Below are 16798 nucleotides of genomic sequence, written 5' to 3'. Positions count from 1 at the left end.
TTCAAAGAAATTCAATTCCGCTTTAAGATACAGCATGACTAAGATTTACGCAGTTGGTGACATCCAAGGATGCGCACCTTCACTCAAAAACCTCCTGAAGAAGCTTCCCAAGAAATCGAAGTTGATCTTTTTGGGGGACTTGGTGAACCGCGGTCCAGACTCTCTTGGAACGCTTAGACTGCTCAAATCTTTACAAGAATCTGGTCGTGCTGAATGCATTTTAGGCAATCATGATCTTCATCTTCTAGCGATCGATGCAGGCATACGCAAGACTAAAGGTTTAGACACCGTTGATCGAATCTTAAAAGCACCTGATCGCAAAGAGTTGATCAACTGGGTCCGCAATCGACCTATGGCCCTGACGAATGGCAAAGTGCTAGCCGTACATGCAGGCGTATTACCTCAGTGGGATCTCCAACAAACGATTAAATGCGCTCATGAAGTTGAAGAGGCTCTGCGCGATAAATCCTATCAGAAGTTTTTGGCCAATATGTATGACAACACGCCAAGCAAATGGAGTAATTCCTTAAAGGGCTACGAACGCTTACGTGTCATAACCAATGCGCTTACTCGTATGCGCTTTTGTACGCCCGGCGGTAAGATGGAATTTATCAGCAAAGAAGGTTTAGAAAGTGGTCCTCGTGGCTACCTTCCTTGGTTCAAAGCACCTAAGCGAAAAACTGCCAATACCCTGATCTATTTTGGGCATTGGTCGACACTAGGTCTACTGCGACGCCACAATGTGATTGGCCTTGATACTGGGTGCGTCTGGGGCGGCAAGCTCACCGCCATGGAAATGTCAGATACCAATAAAGACTCTAAGGCATTGCAGATCATTCAGGTGGCTGGCTATGACCATCCACTCAGAATGTAGTAACTGCGTTGTATTGCTAAATCTATTTTGCTCAGAGTTTTTTAAATGCGTTCTGAGCAGCAGCAACGATAGCATCCACCACTTCGTTGTCATGCGCAATCGATGTGAAACCAGCCTCATAGGCTGAGGGCGCAAGGTAGACGCCTTGATCTAACATCAGATGGAAGAATTTTTTAAAGGCCTCAATATCACTTTTTGTTACTGCCTCATAAGAGGTGGGCACTTCTTTAGAAAAATAGAAGCCGAACATACCGCCAACACTATCTACCGCAAATGGAATGTTTGCTGCATCTGCTGCCTGCTTTAATCCAGCCATCAACTTTTGCGTTTGACCTGTTAAACACTCAAAGAATCCTTCTCGAGAAATAATCTCCAGCGTTTTCAATCCAGCTGCAACCGCCACAGGATTTCCAGACAGAGTTCCAGCCTGATAAACATTGCCCAAGGGGGCTAACTTAGACATGATCTCTTTTATGCCGCCAAATGCTGCCATCGGCATACCGCCACCCATCACCTTACCCAGACAAGTGAGATCTGGGGTGATTCCCTGCAAAGACTGAGCACCGCCTAAAGCTACTCTGAACCCCGTCATCACTTCATCGTAGATCAACACACTGCCATGCTTACTGGTGAGACTACGAATTGCGGATAAAAATTCCGCTGAGGGCTGAATCAAATTCATATTGCCAGCAATTGGCTCGATGATCACTGCTGCAATTTGATCGCCCTGCTTTTTGAATACCTCTTCAATCGCTGCTATATCGTTGTATGGCAACACTAAAGTGTGTTTCACTAAATCTTGTGGGACACCACCAGAAGATGGTGCGTTCTGAGTAGAATCTGCAAAGGTTAACAAGCCAGAGCCTGCCTTCACCAAAAGACTATCTGCATGTCCGTGATAGCAACCTTCAAACTTAATAATCAGATCGCGACCCGTATAACCTCGTGCTAAGCGTAAGGCACTCATAGTCGCCTCCGTACCGCTCGAGACCATTCGCACTTGCTCAACACTGGGCATTAATGCGCAGATACGTTCTGCCAACTCAATTTCGCCCTCCGTTGGAGCGCCATAACTAAAACTGGTTTCAGCTGCTTTTTGTACCGCCTCAACTACCTCTGGGTTTGCATGGCCGACAATCATCGGACCCCAAGACATAATCAAATCGATGTAACGCTTATTTTCTGCATCCCAAAAGTAAGGGCCTTTGGCTTTAGTCACAAAACGCGGTGTACCGCCCACTTGACGAAAGGCTCGTACTGGTGAGTTCACCCCACCAGGAATCGTCTTTTGTGCGCGCGCAAATAAGGCTTCATTTTGATCTACTGTTGCCACTGTGAATTCCTCGCCATGCATTCCGAACTAAATCGCCATCATTTCAAAATCTTCTTTACGAGCTCCGCACTCTGGACAGGTCCAATTCATCGGAACATCTTTCCAGAGGGTGCCTGGTGCAATTCCTTCATCTGGCAAACCTGCCGCCTCATCGTAGACCCAGCCACAGATCAGGCACATATACGTTTTAAATTCCATCTTTACTCTCCGCTCGATTCTTTTGAAAGATTACTTCATCTCATTTTAGGGGTTTAGTCCTCATCAGAAGAAGGACGCTTGGCATGCATTTCAAATTTAAATAGCCGACACTCTAAGGGGCCGTTAAACAAAGGGGTTCGCTTAGACTCTTTGATCCGCAACTGTCCTGGTAAAGCCATATCTGCAGTCAATACAAACACATTCCAGCCCCCAAAGCTATCTTTGAGATGCTGGCCAAATTGGCGTAAGAATTCCACAAACTTCGGATCTTGCTCTTCCTGAGCTTGGAGTTTCTTTAAGGACTCTCGACTAGAACGCTTGGCACTCTGACGACCTGTTTCTAAATTCATTTCAAAGCGATTCTCAGGCTCAACATCATCCTCGATATCTCTAGAGTCACGATCATCACCCTTTATGCCTCTACCACCTTTAATGACAAGACGCTCACCATAGGGTGGATTTAATAACATCACACCATCATGAGCATTGGCCGGAGGTTTACTGGCTAAGGCATCAACCTGACGAACAATCGGTTGATCTGGTAATTGCGCTCTTTGCCAATTGCCCCTGAACATGGAAACCAATTTTTCATTGATGTCACCACCACTAATTTTCAATGCATCAGTATTGGGGTATTGCTTACGCTTTTCTAATATCTGCTCAAGTGCAGCATCCTTCAGATTAGTCCAACGCTTTTGCTCAGCAGCTTCTTGAAAGGGCTTGAGCCTCTGAAATCCAAAACCATGAGCCGATGTGACCAGTGGGCGGTAAGCCAATTTGCTAGGCTTAGCATCATCGCCATATATCCCTGCTCGAATGGCTCCCGAAGGTATAGCCAAAGCAATCTGAGCAGCTTCAATCAAAAAGGTTCCACTGCCACACATAGGATCAAATAACGATTGTCCAGGCTTCCAGCCAGTAATCGACAATATGCCGGCAGCCAAATTTTCTTTGAGGGGGGCATCGCCTTTTTCATCGCGCCACCCACGTTTAAATAATGCTTCACCAGAGGTGTCTAAATAAATCGTAATTTGGGTTGCAGTGAGATGGGCTTGCACACGTACATCCGGAAAGGCAGTATCAATGCTAGGGCGATCTCCCGTCACATCACGTAAGCGATCGACGATGGCATCTTTAATTTTAAGTGTTGCAAAGTTCAGACTCTTAAGTGGTGAGCGATGGGCTGTGACATCCACACGTAAGGTTTGCCGCGAAGTGAACCAATCCTCCCACGCCAAGCCACTCGCCAATTTATACAGGTCTTCTTCTTGCCGATAAGGTGCTTGTGCCATTTGCAATAAAACGCGACTGGCGATTCTGGAATGGAGATTTAAGGCCATCGCAGCAGAAATCGGCGCTGCAAGACCAATCCCGCCGGTCGGGCTTGTTGGGGTTGGGTCTATTACCCAAGCGCCTAAGGCCTTGGAATCAGGACGTTGTGCAATTTCTGCAAGCTCCTGAGCAAGCGGTACTTCTAAACCACCTGGACAAACAACAAAAAATCTCATGGGACTAACAGTCTAGAAAAAGATGGGGAAATTCAAACCGTCGATCTAGGGCTTAAATAGAACGAGAGCAACGATGACAACTAACAGAATGACTGGCACTTCATTAAACCAGCGATACCAAATACCTGACTTCGTATTCACGCCGGCACGAAACTTTTTCAGTAAGCTAAAGCAAGCATGGTGATAGCCAATCACCAACAGCACAAAAAATAGCTTGGCATGCATCCAAGCATCCCCCGCACCAATACCAAAGTACAGCCAGAGTGTCAGTCCCAGCAAAACCGCTGGCACAGCCAAGATCGTCATAAAGCGAAAGAGGCGATCTGCCATACCTAGAAGACGCGCATAGGCTTCAGTATTTTTCTCATCCGCCAAGTTCACAAAGATGCGTGGCAAATAAAACAAACCAGCAAACCAAGATGTGATGAATACAATATGAAAGGTTTTCACCCAAAGGTAGGAATTACTCATACTGATTAAGTCCGAATCTCGCCATGACCCATGACGATATATTTGAGGGAGGTCAGACCATCTAAACCTACTGGGCCGCGGGCATGTAATTTATCGTTTGAGATACCAATTTCTGCGCCTAAACCATATTCAAAGCCATCAGCAAAGCGCGTGCTGGCATTTACCATCACGCTGGCGCTATCAACTTCACGCAAAAAACGTTCCGCCTGCGCTTTATTGTTCGTAATAATGGCATCCGTATGCTTGCTACCATAGCGCTCAATATGATCCATGGCTTCATTGATATCAGCCACAGTCTTAATTGACAGAATTGGGGCCAAATATTCGGTCTGCCAATCCTCTTCGCTGGCATCTACTAAATCTTTAAAACCATTTTCTTCCAACGTTTTGCGAGTCAAAGGATCTACTCTAAGCTCCACACCTTTATCTTGATAGATCTTGCACAGTGTTGGTAACACTTTTTGAGCGACGGCTTGATTCACCAATAAAGTCTCCATCGCATTGCATGGTGCATAACGTTGCGTTTTAGCGTTGTCACAAACCTTCACAGCCATGGCGACATCCGCATCTGCGTCAATATAGGTATGACAGATACCATCCAAATGCTTGATCATGGGTACGCGTGCTTCAGCCATTAATCGAGCAATTAGGCTCTTGCCGCCTCGTGGGACGATGACATCAATATATTGCGTCATCGTAATCATCTCACCAACAGCACTGCGATCGGTAGTACTTACTACCTGCACAGCATCTTTTGGAAGATGAGCTGCAGCCAAACCTTCTTTAATAATTTGTGCTAACAAGGTATTAGAGTCAATGGCCTCAGAGCCCCCGCGCAATATGACTGCATTGCCGGACTTCAAACAAAGTGCAGCCGCATCAATGGTGACGTTAGGGCGTGACTCATAGATGATGCCAATGACACCCAGGGGAACGCGCATTTGCGCGATTTCAATCCCAGATGCTTGCTTGTGAAATGCAGATATCTTCCCAATAGGGTCATCCAAGGAAACAATTTGCTCAAGACCCAAAGCCATTGTTTCGATTGTCTTAGGAGTCATGGTGAGGCGATCCACAAAGGCTGCATCCTGGCCATTTGCCTTTGCGCGCTCGACATCAATTTGATTGACTTTTTGAATGTCACTCGCTTTTTGGCGAACCAGCTTGGCAATATGCAATAGCGCTTGATTCTTTTGCTCAGCAGATGCACGTGCCATCGCACGCGATGCGACGCGCGCTCTTTGACCGATGTCTTGCATCATTTCCTGAATATTGATATTCACTGCTTCACTCATATTCTTAACCTTCTAAAACCCTAACGCAATAAATTTCCAAGTAAACGCAAACCATCCCAAGGATCAGCCGGAAGATCTGCAGCATGCAAACCTTTTGACTGGCGATCCAATCCCGCAGCTACCTGCATTGCCTTACGCAGTTTCAGGGGTTGCACACGTCTAATAGCTGTTGGATACAAGCGCTCTTTATTGCCCCAAATCCGATTAGCTCGCATCAGCTGTTGTATAGGCTCACCAGCATCACTCGCAGCCTTTAATTTAGATAGTAGCCGAAGCTCTTCCGTTACGCTCCATAAAATTAATACTAGTGGTTCGCCTTCGCCTTTTAAACCATCCAACATCCGGTTTAGCCTAGGCAAATCACCCGCCAACATGGCTTCCGTTAATTCAAATACGTTATAGCGCGCCACTTTCAGAATCGAAGAACGAATTTGCTCCTCACTTAGCTTACCAGTTGGATATAGCAATCCCAACTTCAAGATTTCTTGATGCGCAGCAATTAAATTGCCCTCAACTTGATCAGCAATAAACTCTAATGCCCGCTGCCCCTCCGGTCCGACTTCCACTTCCTGATCCTGCTTTTGCAATCGACCCGCAATCCACCGCGGTAAATGAATACGGTCTAGCGTATCTATCTGTATTGCCATGCCCGCCTCATCTAAGGCGCTAAACCAAGCAGAGGTCTTGGTTTTTCCATCGAGTCTGGGTAACACGATACAAATGACTGTATCAGGACCATCAGAACCTACTGGCATCTCAGAAATTTGTGCGGCAAATTGTTTTAATGCGTCTGCACCATCACGTCCAGGCTTCCCAGTAGGGATGCGTAATTCCACCCAACGCTTGTCTCCAAATAGGGACATGGTTTGACCCGCATTCATCAGCGAACTCCAATCGAAGCCTCGCTCTTGCACCATCACTTCGCGATCAGTAAAGCCCAGCTTCTTCGCAGCTATACGCAACTGATCCATTGCCTCCATCATTAAAAGTGGTTCATCACCACTAAAAATATAGAGTGGAGACATGGCTGCGCCAGAACTCAAGGTTTTAAGATGTACCTGCAAGGCGTCGACTTTGACCATGCGAGTTCTCGATCAATCTCTAGAAACTTCTTGCTTGCGGATTTTTAGCTGCAGCAGAAAGGCGGCGCAGAATCTGCAATGCCAAATCCTTACGCATCTGCGTTAAGAACTGTGCCTGCTGAACATCAGTCGCCAAAACAGTGGAGTTGGAGAAATCCATGTCTCGAGTAATGTAGATATCGCTCTCAGGAATAATTTCTGCACCGGCCAAATCGTAAGCCCGAAAGGCTACACGAATAGTTAGTCGATAAGCCGATACCTGTCCAGTAGAGCTGTAGGCCAAAATTTCTCGGCCATTGAGCTCATTATTTACATCCAATATTAAATCGGCATCTTTGGGATTAATGGCAACCTTCACATCCGTGCCAGTCAAAATAGCGGTTGTTAAATCTGCGCGCAGTGGAGGCGATGGATTTCCAGTAATAGCAATTGCCTTAAAGGGCAAATCAACCATGCCACGCAGACGATAACCGCAAGCAATCAAACCACTTAAAGGCGCAAGAGTCATAAACCCTAAAAATCTTCGACGAATGTGATTGGTGCTCATATTTTTAGATTCTAGTTAGAGTAATTGATTAAGCAACAATATTGACAAGGCGGCCAGGCACAACAATGACTTTCTTAGGCGAACTACCATTCAAGGCCCTAGCTGCAGGCTCACTTTGTAATGCTAATGCCTCAAGCTGCTCTTTACTTGCATCGGCGGGCACTCGGATTTCACCCCGTAACTTCCCATTAATTTGCAGCATCAAGGTAATTTCTGTTTGCACTAAAGCAGCCTCATCTACTGAAGGCCAAGGGGCATCCAGAAGCTGACCATAGGTCTTGACATAACCCATCTCATTCCAAAGTACATGAGTTAAGTGGGGAACTACTGGGTAGAGGACTCGTAACAAAATACTTAAGCACTCACGTAAAACTGGAGGGCTAATTTGTGCACTCTGATCTAACTTAATTGGCTCAAGGACATTGAGCATCTTCATCGCCGCCGAAACTACGGTGTTGTATTGGCGACGTTGATAGTCAAAATTAGCTTGCTTCAGAATAGTATGCACCTCACGGCGCAACTCTTTTTCAGCATCGTTCAAGTGATTTGGCAAAGTATCTTGTGTGTCACGAATTACATTTGCCTGACTACTGGAGTACATCCACACCCGGCGCAGGAAGCGAGATGCACCCTCCACACCTGCCCCCGACCACTCAAGCTGCTGCTCTGGTGGTGCGGCAAACATCACAAATAATCGAGCAGTATCGGCACCGTACTCATCAATCAGTGCTTGTGGATCAACTCCGTTGTTCTTACTCTTGGACATCTTCTCAACACCACCCACAATGATCGGAGCATTTGATGCATCACCCTTGAGCTTCGCCCCTATTGGCCGACCTTTATCGTCGAGGCTCAGTTCTACATCTAATGGATTGAGCCAAGTTTTTTTACCAGCGGCATCCTCTGAGTAATATGTTTCATTAAGCACCATTCCTTGCGTTAACAAGTTTTGAAATGGTTCATCAAAAGTAATTAAATTGAGATCGCGCATCACCTTGGTCCAGAAGCGCGCATAGAGCAAGTGCAAAATCGCATGCTCAATGCCGCCAATGTACTGATCCATTGGCATCCAATACTCATTGCGCTCATCGACCATGGTTTTAGCATCAGCCCCGGTATAGCGCATGAAATACCAGGAAGAATCTACAAAGGTATCCATCGTGTCAGTCTCACGGCGGGCGGGCTTGCCACACTTCGGACAGTTCACATTTAAAAAGTCTGTGTGCTTATTCAATGGATTACCACTACCGTCGGGTACGCAATCTTCTGGCAATACGACTGGCAAGTCTGATTCGGGTACTGGAACAGCGCCACAGCCTGGATGAGCTTCATCGCCACAGTGAATAATTGGGATGGGGGTACCCCAATAACGCTGACGTGATATTCCCCAGTCGCGCAATCGATAGGTGGTCTTCATTTCACCAATACCCATCTTTTCTAAATCTCTAGCCACAGCACTGACCGCCTCGTCATGAGACAGGCCGTCGTACTGTTTGCTATTAAAGCAAACAACCCCCTCTTTTTGGGCGTACCAATCCTCCCACTGGGTGGAATTAAATATTGGGGATTCGCTTTCGAGAGCAATCACTTGCTTGATTGGTAAATCATATTTCACTGCAAAAGCAAAATCACGCTCATCATGGGCAGGCACGCCCATCACGGCGCCATCACCATACGTCATTAAAACGTAATTGCCAACCCAAACTGGCACAGGTTCATTCGTGAGGGGATGTGTTACGTACAACCCAGTAAACATACCTTCTTTTTCTTGGGTCGCTAAATCAGCCTCAATCACACTACCCGTTTTACATTTCTCAATAAAGCTCGCTAAGGCAGGATTATTGGCAGCCGCCCTCGTTGCCAAAGGATGCTCCGCAGCCACGGCACAAAAGGTCACACCCATGATGGTGTCAGCACGAGTTGTGAAGACATACAGCAGCCCATCTTGAATAAAGTTGCCATGGTCATCCGCAATGTCATGCTTAAAAGCAAAACGTACGCCACGACTCTTGCCAATCCAATTTTGTTGCATGGTCTTCACGCGTTCAGGCCAACCCAAGCCATCCAAACCAGAGAGTAATTGTTCGGCATATGCAGTGATATTGAAGTAATAACCCGGGATCTCCCGCTTCTCGACCAAGGCTCCAGAGCGCCAGCCGCGCCCGTCAATCACTTGTTCATTTGCAAGAACGGTTTGATCAATCGGATCCCAATTCACCACTTGAGTCTTACGATAAGCAATGCCTTTTTCCAACATCTTCAAAAAAAGCCATTGGTTCCAACGGTAATAATCTGGATTACACGTTGCAACTTCTCGAGACCAATCAATCGCTAGACCCATCGCGGCCATTTGCTTTTTCATGTAAGCAATGTTGTCGTAAGTCCACTTTGCGGGAGGAACTTTATTTTGGATTGCTGCATTTTCAGCAGGCATACCAAAGGCATCCCAGCCCATCGGCATTAATACGTTATAGCCCTGCATACGCAGTTGGCGAGCCATCACATCATTGATCGTGTAATTGCGTACATGCCCCATATGCAACTTACCGGAAGGGTAAGGAAGCATAGAGCAGGCGTAAAACTTTGCTTTTAGATTGCCAGATGCATCAACGGCATTTTCTGACACTCGATAGACTTGCGCACTTTCCCAATCAGCTTGCGCTGCCGCTTCAATACTGCGGTAGTCGTAATCCTTACTCATTCAAGACAACTCTTTTCTTCTTATTTTAGTAATGGTAGCGGGGTCTTATTTGCGCAAACCCAATACATCTTGCATGTCATACAAACCAGAAGATTGGGATTGCAAAAAGCGCGCGGCGCGCAAAGATCCTTGAGCATAAGACTGGCGACTAGATGACTTGTGACTAATCTCAATCCGCTCGCCATCACCAGCAAACAGCACGGTATGATCGCCAACAATATCGCCACCACGAATGGTTGCAAACCCAATTGAGCCTTCCTTACGCTCTCCTGTGTGCCCCTCACGTGCATATACAGCGACATCATCTAACTTTTCACCCAATGCATCTGCAATGACTTCGCCCATCTTGAGCGCAGTACCTGAAGGTGCATCTACCTTATGGCGATGATGGGCTTCGATAATTTCAATGTCATAGCCCTGATTGAGCATCTTGGCGGCAATCTCGAGCAGCTTGAATGTCGCATTCACGCCCACACTCATATTCGGAGCAAAAACAATCGCTAATTGGGCGGAGGCCTTTTTTAAATTGGCGATCTGTTCAGTGCTTAGACCCGTTGTCCCAATAATCATTTTAGTACCCGTGACTTGGGCAGCTGCGAGGTGCGCCATCGTGCCCTCAGGCCTTGTGAAGTCAATCAAAAACTCCGCATTGGCTAAAGTCTTCGCAACATCAGCAGAAATTATCACACCTGTTTTTTTGCCCAAGAATGCACCGGCATCCTCCCCTAACTGTGGGCAAGCAGCATGCTCAAGTGCGCCAACCAGTTGAGCATCAGAGCTATTGAGGATAGCCTCAATCAACATCTTGCCCATTCGACCAGTGGCTCCTGCAATAGCAATCTTCATCATATGTATTCGCTTCTAATTAAACGTGTCATTGCTTTACTTCTGTTGGCTGCGGAATATTCATAGCGCCAGGACCCAATGTCTCGGATGCTGGCACTGCTTGTCCATCTGCCGGCTTGTTAGATGAGCCAAAGAATTCCCAGAAAGAACTTTTAGCTTCTGCAGGTATAGGTGGTACCGCTGCGCCCTTAGGTAAGTTATCGGTAGGGCTTGGCACCAACAATTCAGGCGATTGCAGGGGTGGTGTTACGGGTGCTTTATTTGACCCTGTAATGACATCCCAAAATGAACGTTTGTTCTTTGCATAGTTATCAATCTCAGCCACCATCTCAATATCGGTAGGCAAAGCATCCCCCTGAAACTTCACTACCTTATCGCCATCGAAGAAGACAGTTACACGGCGTTCTTTGCCGATAGGTCGCCCATCGCGCTTGAATTCAAATATGTAATCCCAGCGATTCGCGTGAAAATAGCTTGCTAATAAAGGGGTTCCTAAAATCTGCCGAACCTGCTCTCGACTCATACCCAATTGCAGCTTTGCATACTGCTCACTCGAAATAAAATTTCCTTGTACGGTGTCAGGAACGTAAGGTTGGAAAATTTTATTCATCCAAGCTCGCTGGGTTTCATCAACCGCGGAGGTGCAGCCCCCTATACCCAATAATCCAACTAAGGCGAGCACTGCAAACCCCAGACGGGCAGATCCATAAGACCCCTTAAATGCGGGGTTCAAAAAACGACTAAAAAGTTCAAAGCAATTTTGCATAGCTGGCCGTATCATTAAGACATTGATTTTAGCTCCCAAAGCCATGAATATGACCCAAAACCCCACACCAGCAAATTTGCGTGATATTGGCCTCAAAGCCACTGGGCCACGCATGAAAATTCTGGATTTTTTTCATCAAAATGGGGGCACCCACTTTAGTGCTGAAGATGTCTTTATGGCCCTCGCCAAAGAAGATCAAGAAATCGGCCTGGCGACGGTCTATCGTGTTCTCACCCAGTTTGAACAAGCTGGGCTCCTGCTACGCAGCCATTTTGAATCCAGCAAAGGGGATAGCCGCGCGATCTATGAGTTAAACGAAGGTAACCACCATGATCATCTCGTTTGCTTAGATTGCGGCCATGTTGAGGAATTCGTAGACGAGGCAATCGAAAAAAGGCAGCGGGATATTGCCAAAAACCTGGGGTTTAAGCTTCAAGAGCACTCATTAGCCATGTACGGCCATTGCCAGAAGAAAAACTGCCGAAATAAGCAAAAATAAGCACTTTTCTGGCCAATTTCGCTGCTGCAGAATTCAAAAAGACCTCAATTCGAGGTCTTTTTGAATGATTTTCGCTAAAAAGGTGATTTTTACCGAATTTTAGCTACAGATAAGCACTTTTAATTACTTAACAGCCATCAATGCCTCTGCTGCATTGAGCATTTGCACTGAATATCCCCACTCATTGTCGTACCAGGCCAATACTTTGACCAACTTACCATCAGCAGACACGCGAGTCTGGGAGGCATCATAAATACTTGGGCGGGGATCATGGTTAAAGTCAATCGATACCAAAGGCAATGTATTGAAGCCCAGGATACCTTTGAGTTCGCCCTCACTAGCCGTCTTCAAGATTGCATTAACCTCATCAACGCTAGTGGTACGACTGGCCGCAAAGGTTAAATCCACGACAGAAACATTAATTACCGGCACGCGCATCGCAAAACCATCAAAGCGTCCTGCTAAAGCTGGCAATACTAGGCCTACTGCTTTTGCAGCACCAGTCTTAGTGGGAATCATGCTGCTGACAGCAGAGCGGGCACGACGCATATCCTTGTGATACACATCTGTCAATACTTGGTCGTTCGTGAATGCATGAATAGTAGTCATCAAGCCTGACTCAATCCCAATGTTTTCCAACAACGGCTTTACCAATGGTGCCAAACAATTCGTGGTGCAACTCGCGTTAGAAACAACGACATCACTTGGCTTTAATACATTTTGATTAACACCGTACACAATGGTTGCATCCACATCTTTTTCACCAGGAGCAGAAATCAATACTTTTTTGGCGCCCTGCTGAATATGAATCATCGCCTTTTCTTTTGAAGTGAACTTGCCCGTGCACTCCAAAACTAAATCTACACCCAACTCACCCCACGGAGTTTCAGCGGGATTACGAGTACAGAACATCTTGATGCGATCGCCATTGACCACCATGTAATCGCCGTCGACACTGACTTCTGCAGGAAAACGACCGTGCGCTGAGTCATACTGTGTAAGGTGCGCATTGATAGCGATGTCACCCATGGCGTTGATCGCAACGATCTTGATATCACGACGTGGCTTACCATTGACCTGGTCTTCATATAAGGCACGCAACACCATGCGACCGATGCGTCCATAACCATTAATTGCGACACGTATTGTCATTTATTTCCCCTTACTAATATTGAATGGATTTCGCATGACTCGCATTACTTCTGAGCGATGCATTGTTTAACAGTCTTTGCAATTTGATCCGCTGTTAAACCAAAATATTCATACAACTGCCCTGCAGGTGCAGACTCGCCAAAGGTGTCAACACCATGTACAGCAGCACAGCCATATTTCCACCAGAAATCACTCACTCCCGCTTCAACAGCAATGCGAGGAATATTGCCTGGTAACACAGTGGCTTTGTATGCAGCGTCTTGCTGATCAAAAACCGTAGTAGAAGGTATTGAAACCACACGAATACCCAAACCTTCGCCTTCTAACTGCTGCGCAGTTTGTAGGGCGAGCGCAATTTCAGATCCCGTGGCGATGAGAACCGCATCAATCTTTCCGGACTGGGGATCACGCAAGACATAGCCGCCCCGAGCAATATCTTTAATCTGCTGACTATCACGAGAAACAAATGGGCAGTTTTGGCGACTAAAGATTAAAGCGCTAGGACCATTCTTACGCTCAATGGCTGAGCCCCAGGCTACAGCACTCTCGGTGGTGTCACAAGGACGCCAAACCATCAGATTCGGAATGAGGCGCAAGCTGGCAACATGCTCTACTGATTGATGGGTAGGGCCATCCTCTCCTAGACCAATAGAGTCATGGGTAAAGACAAAGATACTACGCAACTTCATCAAAGCAGCCATACGCAGCGCGTTACGACTGTAATCAGAGAAGGTTAAGAAGGTGCCCCCAAACGGAATATAGCCACCATGCAAGGCAATGCCATTCATGATGGCACTCATACCAAATTCACGTACACCGTAATTAATATGATTACCCCATTGATCACCACGTACAGGTTTACATGCTGACCAATTGGTTAAGTTAGAACCTGTTAAGTCGGCAGAGCCGCCCATAAATTCTGGTAAGGCTGGAGCCAATGCTTCGATGGCATTCTGACTTGCCTTACGAGTAGCAATCGTTTCTGCTTTTGATTGACAAGTTTTTAAATACGCACGCAAAGTTGCAGAAAAGTCTTTTGATAGATCGCCTTGCATGCGACGCTGCAATTCCGAGGCAAGCTCTGGGAACTTATTTTTATATTTCTGAAATTCTTTATTCCACTCATGCTCAGCAGCTTGACCACGCTTTTTAAAATCCCATGCCGCATAAATATCTTTAGGAACTTCAAAAGGGGCATATGGCCAATTAAGTGCTACCCGAGTGGCAGCAATTTCAGCGGCACCGAGAGGTGATCCATGTACTTTATCGCTACCAGCCATGTTTGGCGAACCTTGACCAATAGCGGTTTTGCAGCAGATGAGAGTCGGTTTATCGCTTTTCTTGGCCTTAGCGATAGCGGCAGATACAGCCTCTGCATCATGGCCATCTACAGCACGAATGACGTTCCAGCCATAAGCCTCAAAACGTTTTGGCGTATCTTCGTTAAACCAAGAAACGACCTTGCCATCAATCGAGATACCGTTGTCATCCCAAAGCGCAATTAACTTATTTAACTTTAAGGTGCCAGCCAATGAACACACTTCATGGCTGATGCCTTCCATCAAACAACCATCACCCAAAAATACATAGGTGTAGTGATCAATGATGTTATGACCTGGGCGATTAAATTCTTCTGCGAGTAATTTCTCAGCAAGAGCCATACCTACTGCATTCGAAATACCTTGGCCGAGTGGACCGGTAGTAGTTTCAACACCCGGAGTAATTCCGTACTCAGGATGTCCCGGTGTCTTGCTATGCAATTGGCGGAAATTTTTTAATTCTTCAATCGGCAAATCGTAGCCAGATAAATGCAAGAGCGAATACAACAACATGGATCCATGCCCGTTCGACAATACAAAACGATCGCGATCAATCCAATGGGGATCAGTGGGGTTATGTTTTAAATGCTCATTCCAAAGCCCAACAGCGATATCCGCCATACCCATCGGCATACCAGGATGACCTGAATTTGCCTGCTGAACTGCATCCATGGATAAAGCACGAATCGCATTGGCCATGCGTATTTGAAGGTTTGACATCGTAAAAGTGGTCTCGAGGAAAATAAATTGGCTATATTTCAGTAATGCCTCAATTTTATCTTCCCGGACCATGGGAATCCCAAAAGCCCACCCCCCTCACCCCTGAGGTGGCCCACCATTTGCGAGTACGTCGTATCCAGACTGGGGAATCCTTTCCGGTATTTGATGGCAAGGGCCAGGTAGCTCAGGCCGAACTGCTTTCTTTGAGCGGGAAAACCGGGCAAGCCCAGCTAAGCGATATCCGATTAGATACCCATCGTGAGACTCCTTATGCCATTACTTTGGCCCAAGGGCTTGCTGGTGGAGACAAGATGGATTGGATCGTGGAAAAGGCCGTTGAAACGGGCGCCCAAGTGATTGCACCCGTGCAGTGTGAGCGCTCGATCTTGAAACTGACCCGCACTAGTGATCTGGAGCGTGCGCAAAAACGCCAAACTCATTGGATGGGGATTATTCAAGCAGCGTGCGAGCAATGCGATCGAACTGTCTTAACAAGGTTAGAGCCCATTCAAACTTTTGATGCCTATTTACAGTCAGCACCTCAGGCCAAACTCAAACTCTTGCTCAGTCCAGATGCTACCAAGACGATGTACTCCGTTTTAATAGATACAGATCCTCAAGATATTGTGCTGATGATTGGCCCTGAGGGCGGTCACTCGCCAGAGGAAGAGGCTCAGGCGCAAGCTGTTGGCTATCAAATCGTTTCTCTAGGAGAGCGTGTACTCAGAACTGAAACTGCTGGCGTTGTTGCGATCACAACCGTACACAGCATCTGGAATCCAGAAATGCAAAATCGCCTCAAATAGAGGCGATTTTAGGGCTGAGAGCCAATGAACTAAAGCTTAGGCGAAAGAGTAGAAGACGCGATAAGGTGTGCGGCGTTCAGCCCAATAGTCAACAGCATCACGGAACACATCTAATAATGTTTCACGCGCTTCTTTATCGAATTTTTGAGTGCAAGGCAAACCTTCCAACACCACAACAAATCCTGGCTGTTGACCAGCTTTGTCGGTAAGAGTTGTCAAAGCATCTAGCAAAGGATCGAAATTCTTAGCCTGCTGCTTGGTAAATGTATAAGCAATTGCAATTGCTTCCAGCACTTCGCCTTTGGTCATTGCATTAGCGCAATTGGCATAAATGAAATGTTGACCGAGTTCCGTAGCAGCCTCTTGTAAGTCAGGTGTACGAAACGCGCGAATCGACTGAACAATGTTCGTGCGGACACTACGCAACATTGCGGGAGGTCCCGCGTCGCGAACGGCCAAAGCGGCACGCCATGAAGCGGTCACTTTTTTTCCCGAGACTTGATTTGCTGCGTAGCTTTGTAAGCGAGATAAACCACCTTGAGCATATACGTTGGCAGCGGATGATTCGGTTTCAAGTCGATCATTACTATCCCAACTTTCAGCGCGGCTCTGTTCGTCGAAGCTGGCTGTATTGCTGATTTCTGAGCGATTATTCATGATGGGTGATAGGTTACCCGTAAC

At 46.6% G+C, this 16798-nt stretch carries 16 protein-coding genes; 3 read left to right on the top strand and 13 right to left on the bottom strand.

Annotated elements, in window-relative coordinates; translation table 11 throughout:
- Nucleotides 1-34: 34 nt before the first annotated feature.
- A complete protein-coding gene (locus C2757_RS01235) occupies nt 35-874 on the top strand; it encodes a symmetrical bis(5'-nucleosyl)-tetraphosphatase (protein ID WP_215375092.1) in 840 nt (279 codons plus the stop codon).
- Between the two features lie 31 nt (nt 875-905).
- Here the strand turns inward: C2757_RS01235 and hemL are convergent, their stop codons facing one another.
- From hemL to C2757_RS01185, 10 genes are read right to left on the bottom strand one after another with little or no spacing between them, the layout of a single operon-like run.
- Entirely contained in the window at nt 906-2228 is a 1323-nt protein-coding gene (gene hemL, locus C2757_RS01230; protein WP_215375089.1) for a glutamate-1-semialdehyde 2,1-aminomutase, read from the bottom strand.
- Between the two features lie 6 nt (nt 2229-2234).
- Entirely contained in the window at nt 2235-2405 is a 171-nt protein-coding gene (locus tag C2757_RS01225; protein ID WP_071464595.1) for a rubredoxin, read from the bottom strand.
- Between the two features lie 53 nt (nt 2406-2458).
- A complete protein-coding gene (locus C2757_RS01220) occupies nt 2459-3913 on the bottom strand; it encodes a class I SAM-dependent RNA methyltransferase (protein WP_215375087.1) in 1455 nt (484 codons plus the stop codon).
- Between the two features lie 45 nt (nt 3914-3958).
- Nucleotides 3959-4384: a CopD family protein gene (locus C2757_RS01215; protein ID WP_215375084.1), complete on the bottom strand. Its 426-nt coding sequence runs from the start codon at nt 4382-4384 to the stop codon at nt 3959-3961.
- A gap of 5 nt (nt 4385-4389) precedes the next feature.
- Nucleotides 4390-5679, bottom strand: a complete 1290-nt coding sequence (locus tag C2757_RS01210; RefSeq protein ID WP_215375082.1) for a glutamate-5-semialdehyde dehydrogenase — start codon at nt 5677-5679, stop codon at nt 4390-4392.
- Between the two features lie 20 nt (nt 5680-5699).
- Nucleotides 5700-6761: a DNA polymerase III subunit delta gene (gene holA / locus C2757_RS01205; protein ID WP_215375079.1), complete on the bottom strand. Its 1062-nt coding sequence runs from the start codon at nt 6759-6761 to the stop codon at nt 5700-5702.
- A gap of 19 nt (nt 6762-6780) precedes the next feature.
- A complete protein-coding gene (gene lptE, locus C2757_RS01200; protein ID WP_215375077.1) occupies nt 6781-7308 on the bottom strand; it encodes an LPS assembly lipoprotein LptE in 528 nt (175 codons plus the stop codon).
- A gap of 28 nt (nt 7309-7336) precedes the next feature.
- Nucleotides 7337-10009, bottom strand: a complete 2673-nt coding sequence (gene leuS / locus C2757_RS01195) for a leucine--tRNA ligase (protein WP_215375074.1) — start codon at nt 10007-10009, stop codon at nt 7337-7339.
- A gap of 45 nt (nt 10010-10054) precedes the next feature.
- On the bottom strand, nt 10055-10855 hold the full coding sequence (dapB, locus tag C2757_RS01190) for a 4-hydroxy-tetrahydrodipicolinate reductase (protein WP_215376743.1): 801 nt from the start codon (nt 10853-10855) through the stop codon (nt 10055-10057).
- Between the two features lie 28 nt (nt 10856-10883).
- On the bottom strand, nt 10884-11465 hold the full coding sequence (locus tag C2757_RS01185) for an outer membrane protein assembly factor BamE (RefSeq protein WP_251366763.1): 582 nt from the start codon (nt 11463-11465) through the stop codon (nt 10884-10886).
- Nucleotides 11466-11664: 199 nt separating this feature from the next.
- Here C2757_RS01185 and fur point away from each other — a divergent pair, with 199 nt between their 5' ends.
- Nucleotides 11665-12120: a ferric iron uptake transcriptional regulator gene (gene fur, locus C2757_RS01180; protein ID WP_371817023.1), complete on the top strand. Its 456-nt coding sequence runs from the start codon at nt 11665-11667 to the stop codon at nt 12118-12120.
- Between the two features lie 123 nt (nt 12121-12243).
- Here the strand turns inward: fur and gap are convergent, their stop codons facing one another.
- Together gap and tkt are read right to left on the bottom strand one after the other, a co-directional pair.
- Entirely contained in the window at nt 12244-13272 is a 1029-nt protein-coding gene (gene gap, locus C2757_RS01175) for a type I glyceraldehyde-3-phosphate dehydrogenase (RefSeq protein ID WP_215375070.1), read from the bottom strand.
- 44 nt (nt 13273-13316) lie between these two features.
- On the bottom strand, nt 13317-15311 hold the full coding sequence (tkt, locus tag C2757_RS01170; protein WP_251366762.1) for a transketolase: 1995 nt from the start codon (nt 15309-15311) through the stop codon (nt 13317-13319).
- Nucleotides 15312-15355: 44 nt separating this feature from the next.
- On the opposite strand from tkt, the gene C2757_RS01165 reads away from it, so the two are divergent.
- The gene (locus C2757_RS01165) at nt 15356-16117 is read left to right on the top strand and encodes a 16S rRNA (uracil(1498)-N(3))-methyltransferase (protein ID WP_215375067.1); all 762 of its coding nucleotides are present in this window, start codon (nt 15356-15358) and stop codon (nt 16115-16117) included.
- A gap of 36 nt (nt 16118-16153) precedes the next feature.
- On the opposite strand, the gene C2757_RS01160 is transcribed toward C2757_RS01165, so the two are convergent.
- A complete protein-coding gene (locus C2757_RS01160; RefSeq protein ID WP_215375065.1) occupies nt 16154-16774 on the bottom strand; it encodes a barstar family protein in 621 nt (206 codons plus the stop codon).
- Nucleotides 16775-16798 lie beyond the last annotated feature (24 nt).

Source organism: Polynucleobacter sp. MWH-Svant-W18 (assembly GCF_018687495.1).
Classification (GTDB): Bacteria; Pseudomonadota; Gammaproteobacteria; order Burkholderiales; family Burkholderiaceae; genus Polynucleobacter.
This window is presented reverse-complemented; position numbering and strand designations above follow the sequence as displayed.

Coding starts and splice junctions, on each gene's coding strand:
- gap (WP_215375070.1), bottom strand. CDS start 13,272: ATGACAATACGTGTCGCAATTAATGGTTATGGACGCATCGGTCGCATG.
- C2757_RS01225 (WP_071464595.1), bottom strand. CDS start 2,405: ATGGAATTTAAAACGTATATGTGCCTGATCTGTGGCTGGGTCTACGAT.
- lptE (WP_215375077.1), bottom strand. CDS start 7,308: ATGAGCACCAATCACATTCGTCGAAGATTTTTAGGGTTTATGACTCTT.
- C2757_RS01215 (WP_215375084.1), bottom strand. CDS start 4,384: ATGAGTAATTCCTACCTTTGGGTGAAAACCTTTCATATTGTATTCATC.
- tkt (WP_251366762.1), bottom strand. CDS start 15,311: ATGTCAAACCTTCAAATACGCATGGCCAATGCGATTCGTGCTTTATCC.
- dapB (WP_215376743.1), bottom strand. CDS start 10,855: ATGAAGATTGCTATTGCAGGAGCCACTGGTCGAATGGGCAAGATGTTG.
- C2757_RS01220 (WP_215375087.1), bottom strand. CDS start 3,913: ATGAGATTTTTTGTTGTTTGTCCAGGTGGTTTAGAAGTACCGCTTGCT.
- C2757_RS01210 (WP_215375082.1), bottom strand. CDS start 5,679: ATGAGTGAAGCAGTGAATATCAATATTCAGGAAATGATGCAAGACATC.
- C2757_RS01160 (WP_215375065.1), bottom strand. CDS start 16,774: ATGAATAATCGCTCAGAAATCAGCAATACAGCCAGCTTCGACGAACAG.
- fur (WP_371817023.1), top strand. CDS start 11,665: ATGAATATGACCCAAAACCCCACACCAGCAAATTTGCGTGATATTGGC.
- holA (WP_215375079.1), bottom strand. CDS start 6,761: ATGGTCAAAGTCGACGCCTTGCAGGTACATCTTAAAACCTTGAGTTCT.
- leuS (WP_215375074.1), bottom strand. CDS start 10,009: ATGAGTAAGGATTACGACTACCGCAGTATTGAAGCGGCAGCGCAAGCT.
- C2757_RS01185 (WP_251366763.1), bottom strand. CDS start 11,465: ATGAATAAAATTTTCCAACCTTACGTTCCTGACACCGTACAAGGAAAT.
- hemL (WP_215375089.1), bottom strand. CDS start 2,228: ATGCATGGCGAGGAATTCACAGTGGCAACAGTAGATCAAAATGAAGCC.
- C2757_RS01235 (WP_215375092.1), top strand. CDS start 35: ATGACTAAGATTTACGCAGTTGGTGACATCCAAGGATGCGCACCTTCA.
- C2757_RS01165 (WP_215375067.1), top strand. CDS start 15,356: ATGCCTCAATTTTATCTTCCCGGACCATGGGAATCCCAAAAGCCCACC.